Source organism: Butyrivibrio sp. (assembly GCF_024699075.1).
This window is the reverse complement of record NZ_JAILQF010000212.1, coordinates 1-5,565: the sequence shown is the minus strand read 5'-3', so window position 1 is coordinate 5,565 and position 5,565 is coordinate 1. Positions and strand designations below refer to the sequence as shown.

Below are 5,565 nucleotides of genomic sequence, written 5' to 3'. Positions count from 1 at the left end.
ATTTCGCCCCACTTTGATGGAATATCAAATCTTACATCTTTACCTGTAACCAGATTTCCTTCTTTATCCAAAAGAGCTATCTTTCGTATTACAATATCATTTTCCCTGTAATCTTCTGTGACTACGATTTCTGCTGACTCTTCATCGCACGTCTTATTAACAGTCCTCATAACAACAGCGCCATCTTTATAGCCGACAGCTTCCATGACACCTTTTTCTGAAACTATTTTTTCCCATACAAGATAATCGTCTTTGGGCATTTCTTTTATGCCAAGACTCTTACCGTTAAGTATTAGTTCAACTTCATCAGCGTTTGAAAAAACATAATAATCTGTCTCTATTCCGGGTTCCTGATTCATATCAGGGTATACATGGACAATGTTCTCATTGGTCCACCAGGCTTTATAGAAGTAATAAAAGTCCTTGGGATATCCGCACAGATCCATAGCTCCAAACTGGCTGCTTATTGCAGGCCATGCAAATGGAGTAGGCTCTCCGTAGTAGTCAAAACCTGTCCAGATGAAAAGTCCGCTTATCCAGTCTGGCATACAGTCTCTCCACCTCTGTGCACCATACATGTAATACGGGCTCTTGTCTGTAACAGCAAGATGACACTTTGACTTATCTGTCTTATAACAGCCTCTTGTCGATTTGAAGGTACCCATTTCTGTACTTATAAAAGGCTTATCAGGATATTCCTTATGGAACTTTTCATAAAGATCACTATGATAGTTATAGCCAGCAACATCAAGCTGATCTGAAATCTTCTCAAGCACTTTATAATCGGTTATAACTTCATTGGTCTTCATATCAAGCATCAAAAGCGCCATAGTCACAGGCCTGTATGGGTCAAGCCTTTTTATGTGCTCTATCATTGTAGAAGCAATCCTTGCACCCTGTTCTGTTGCCTGAGAAGAAGCTTCTTCATTACCGATCGAGTACATGATAACGCTGGGATGATTTCTTCCAAGCTTTACCATTTTAGTAAGTTCATCCATGTCAGGCCTTGCGCTTGATAGAAGCCTTGTTTCAAGCATTACAAGCATACCTTCCTGGTCGCATATTGTAAGAAATTCTTCTGATAAAGGATAATGAGCTCCCCTGTATCCATTAGCTCCCATTTCCTTAAGCTTTTTTATACGGTAGCGCATAACCTCTTTAGGAACAGCATTACCAAGACCGCCAAGATTTTGATGACAGCATACACCCTTTATCCTTAGTCTTTCTCCATTTAGAATAAAACCCTTATTATTATCAAAGCATGATTTCCTTATGCCAAAGTTAACGCTCGACTTATTCCTTATTTCCTCTCCATTTATTAAACTTACAACAAATTGGTAAATAAATGGTTTATCAACAGACCACAGCCTTGGATTATCAAGTATTAACCTGTAGCTGAAAATATAAGAGCCATCAGTTTGTGAATAAAAAAGAACCGGAGCATAGTCACTGCTGACACCGACGCTAATATCAGTGATGACATCAGTGATATCAGAATTATTATTTATAATATATATACCATTACTTTCAGTATTATCATTTATAACACAGTTATCACTATCATAAATATGATTTTTTGTATTATTGATATTGTTACTATTTATATCTTTATTGTATATATCTGAAAGTTTTACTATATCTTCTTTTACCAAAAAATTATTATTGTCATAGATTTTGAATGTAAGTTTATGATCACTAAAATCCGGAATGGATCTGTCACTTCCTTTGTTCCCGCATCCATAAATCTTTAAGGATATGTTTAATATAGCCTTATCGGAAGATTTCCCACACGGCTTTGCATATACAAAAAGCTCATCTATATATTCCTTCTCGACAACTTTAAGATACGCATCTCTGTATATTCCGCCGCCTTCATAGAACCAGCCCTCAGCCTGCCTGGCATCGCACCTTATGGAGAGAATGTTGTCGCCGCCATAGACAGCAGTATCAGTAATATCTATCTCGATTTTGCTATAACCACTTTTTTCATTATCAAGGAAAAATTCATTTAAAAAGAAGGTGGAATCTCTGTAAATCCCACCAAAAATAAGAAAAAGTTTTTTGCCTTCATATTCCTTTGGAATAAAAAAGTGCTTTCTGTACCATCCGACATTTTTGTCAAAAGAACCTGCTGTTGTATGGATGTTGTTGACATCCTCCATTGCAGGAATCGTGTTATCTTCACCAAACTCTTTTTCGCTATAAGGATATGGCTTTGTTTCGAACACAAAATCATGAGGAATAGTAACATCTTCCCAGTCAGAATCGTCATAATCCCTGCTCTCAGGCCCCTGATTAAACGATCCCGACTTGGCTAAGGCCCACCTGTTCCTAATAGAAACAATATCCCCAAAATGAAATTTCCAGCCCTTATTAAAATCCATCAGCTCCTGCATATCCTATTATCCTCGCATTATGAATATATTTAGTTATTCAAACTTCGCATATATAAACTATATTATCCCTTGAGAATTTGATATTTTGGGTAGTCTGTAAAGGATTTTTGCGTTCTTTAAAAATATTATTAATAATTCAAGAGTTTGATAGATGGAATTATATATTCCGTTTGGGGTCCGTCTGTTTGAGCGAAGCGAGTTTCGGACCCCGGAATAAATAATTCCAGATATTAAGCCTTGAATTATAATATTTTTAAGACAAGAAAATCATTTACAGACTACCCAAGATAATCAAATTGCAAGGGATAGCACATATTATATATGCGAAGTTTGAATTTAAGATATTCTCTCATCCCAATGAAATGCTTATATGTATGATCATGTTCTGAATTCTATGGTTCTGCTAGGCGAACTTTCTCTTCCATCTTCAAATACCGCCGTTACCTGCACCCTGTAGACATCAGCTGCAGGAAGACTAAATGGAAGAACTGCTGCCTCCTTTTTCTCCAAAGCACTTACACTTCTTAGAGGGAAGAACTGAAAATCAACAGACCCCTTTCTATATACGTTGTAAGAGACAGCTCCTTCAACACTATTCCAGATAAGAAGAAATTCTGCCACCTTATCCTTTATCTGGAGTTCCTGGAGGGCAAAGCCTGAGGGAACTTCAGTATCCACTGGTTTTTCAGTAACTTTAATTTCTTTCTTTTGAGGTACATAAGTAGTATCAAGATATTTCTTAAGGCTATCTATCTCAGGATATCCTTCCATAGAAAGAAGCGCACCTGCCACCATCCTTGCATATACAAGAGCTCCGTACTCCTGAAGGTGGGTATTATCTGAGACTCCATCTGCATATGCGCTATCAGGGTAAGCACCTTTTGGACACCACAGATAAATTGATTTGGCTTCTTCAGGACCTATACTTTTAAGATATTCATAGCTCATACTACAAAGATCTACGCACGGAACATGCTCTCTTTTAGCTACGCTAAGCATAACATCCCTGTACTCTCCAAATGACATAACGAATTCTCCGTCATGATCATCACAGTTGCGCCTTGATACAGGGGTTACAAGAACTGGATATATTCCCCTTACCCTGCAGGAATCTATGTATTTCATCAAAAACTCATCGAAATCTTCAGGACATACATACCTGTTAGGACGAACTGCCGTAGCATCATTGTGAGCCCATTGAATTAAAACATAGTCGCCCTTTTTTGCTCTCTGAAGAAGAGCATCCCACTTACCCTCGTCAATAAAAGATCTTGAGCTTCTAGCTCCAATTGACCTGTTTTCAACCTTGATCGAAGTTTTTTCATATACATGGCACTGAGGATAAATATGATCCTTGGACTGATAGTCACATAAAGGTTCACCTGGCTCGACAAATTTGTGAAAAACCTGCCCCCAACCTGTCTGCGGATAATAAAAGTCTTCATAAGTCTGAAGGGTAGAATCTGATGCAAGAAAAATCGTAGGCGTTTTGTAATCTTCATAATAACCTTTATTTTTAGAAACATCATCCTGAAGAACCTGATAATCTATACTACTTATATATATAACCTTTGAAACAGCCTTATCTTCATCTTCTGCACTATCTGATGCAAAAAACTGAAGCGTTGTATTATCATATAATCCGCAGTTTATAAAACTTACATCAATACTTTTACCTTCTCCAACCTCCAGATCTTTAATCTTCAAAACTTCATCTGCATAGCAGTTAACATATACCATTTCTTTAGAAGTATTACAAAAGGTAATAGTCCACTTAATATCCCTTTTACCGGTCTTATAGATAAAAACAGGACTGTTAACATAAGGATATATCCCAAAACCAGTAACCTCCGTCTCTGTCCACATTTTGGAAGTCACCTCTAATACACCCTTGTCTTTTTCTTTTATATATTTTTCTTTAAGGCTATCATCCATAGCTTCTAAAAGCGACGTTCTCGGATAATACACCCCCTTATCCCATTCCCTTGCCTTATCAGGATAAGACTTTAACTTAAGTTCACACCTCTGTAAGTCCAACTTTTCTTCCTCCCAATATCCTTGAATTGCCTTATGCAGTATATTTTCTTCTTATTATTTCTTATCACTTCAAACTTCGCTCTCCATAACCAACACTATCCCTTGCGAATTTGATTCCTTAGGCAGTTACTAAATGATTTTTGAGTCTTTAAAAATGTTATAAATTCAAGAGCTTAATAGATGGAATTATATATTCCGCTTGTGGTCCGCATGTCTGAGCGAAGCGAGTTTCGGACCACGGAATATATAATTCAAGATATTAAGCCTTGAATTATAACATTTTTAAGACGAGAATAATCATTTAGTAACTGCCAAAGGCCATCAAATCGCAAGGGATAAAATCAATCTTTCATGACAGTTCAGGGAGCACCTCATCAAAGTGCATATCGCTTGCGTAGTAGTAGCTCACATAACCCGGCTGATTGTAGCAGTTATTCTGCCAGCAAACCCCCATACGATACTGAATATCCTGTAAAGGAGTGAACAGCTTGTGCTTTGTGATATCCGTATTTATGTAGATTCTAAGAGCACTGTCATCTGCAAGCCTTAGAACTATCTCATCACGAAAGTCCCCAAAAAGATCTGCCACAAGACAAGGATTACCTTTAGTTCCGTTATTGGTCGCTGTACCCTCGGGACGCAGCATTACCCCATGAACAGGGTCATTAATTATTCCGCACTTTTCTTCCGTAAGATACTCCTTACCATCAGTTACCTGAGTTGTAAGATCTGCTGCCCAGTGAATATTCATATTGGTTGAGGGAGCTTTAATATCAAGCTTTTGACCCTTGACGTCATATACGTCATTGACCCAGACCTGAAGACCCGGAACATCCGGCGCTATATCTCCTATCATGCACCTACCAAGATCAGTTTCTGCATATTCGCCAAAATATACGTTTCCTGATTCTGCATCTCTTAGCGCATAGCCATAAGGAGCAGCCTTAGCTCCTTCAAATACGTTGAATATTTCAAGGCCGGGCCTGTCAGGATCTATATTAGCAACATGCATTGCATCTCCGTGTCCAAGCTTTGCATAGATACCGTTAGGAAGATAGTCGTAGCTACTGTATAATACGCTTCCGTCCTGATCAATGCAGGCAGCTCCGTAGATTATCTCCTGATATCCATC

At 38.1% G+C, this 5,565-nt stretch carries 3 protein-coding genes; all 3 read right to left on the bottom strand.

Translation table 11 applies throughout. The features are described 5' to 3' along the window. Positions 1-2,384, bottom strand: a 2,384-nt coding sequence (locus K6G87_RS08305) for a glycoside hydrolase family 2 TIM barrel-domain containing protein (protein ID WP_296835760.1), incomplete at its 3' end; no start/stop codon positions are given. A gap of 390 nt (positions 2,385-2,774) precedes the next feature. After that, the gene (locus tag K6G87_RS08300; protein ID WP_296835759.1) at positions 2,775-4,433 is read right to left on the bottom strand and encodes a rhamnogalacturonan acetylesterase; all 1,659 of its coding nucleotides are present in this window, start codon (positions 4,431-4,433) and stop codon (positions 2,775-2,777) included. A 349-nt stretch (positions 4,434-4,782) separates the two neighbouring features. Next, positions 4,783-5,565, bottom strand: a 783-nt coding sequence (locus K6G87_RS08295) for a rhamnogalacturonan lyase family protein (RefSeq protein WP_442863367.1), incomplete at its 5' end; no start/stop codon positions are given.